Annotated in this window: 1 pseudogene; it reads right to left on the bottom strand. The window is 64.8% G+C overall.

Annotated elements, in window-relative coordinates:
* Positions 1 to 576, bottom strand: a pseudogene (locus I5E_RS02515) (catalase); the annotation flags it as partial.

A 576-nucleotide genomic window follows, 5' to 3' on the forward strand; every position in this document is an offset into this window, starting at 1 on the left:
CTCGGCGAAGTAGTTCTCCGGGTTGCGGTTGAGCTCCATCGTGCCGTACCTCGATGAGCGGGTAGTCGCCCTTCGGCCACACCTTCGTCAGGTCGAACGGGTTGAAGCGGTAGCTCGCGGCGTCCTGGTACGGCATGACCTGCACCTTGAGGGTCCAGCGCGGGAAGTCCTCGCGCTCGATCCCCGCGTGCAGGTCGCGGATGTGGAAGTCCGCGTCCTCGCCGGCGATGCGGTCGGCGTCCTCCTGCGTCAGGGTCTTGTGGCCCTGCTCGGTGATGAAGTGGTACTTCACCCAGAAGCGCTCGCCCGCTGCGTTGATCCACTGGTAGGTGTGCGACCCGAAGCCGTCCATCTCGCGCCAGCTCGCCGGCAGGCCACGGTCGCCCATGAGCCACGTGACCTGGTGCGCGGACTCGGGCGACAGGGTCCAGAAGTCCCACTGCATGTCGTGGTCGCGCAGGTGCGAACCGGGCAGACGCTTCTGCGAACGGATGAAGTCCGGGAACTTGATGGCGTCGCGGATGAACAAAACAGGAGTGTTGTTGCCGACTAGGTCGTAATTGCCCTCTTCGGTGG

It is taken from the genome of Curtobacterium sp. B18 (assembly GCF_000333375.1).
Classification (GTDB): domain Bacteria; phylum Actinomycetota; class Actinomycetes; order Actinomycetales; family Microbacteriaceae; genus Curtobacterium.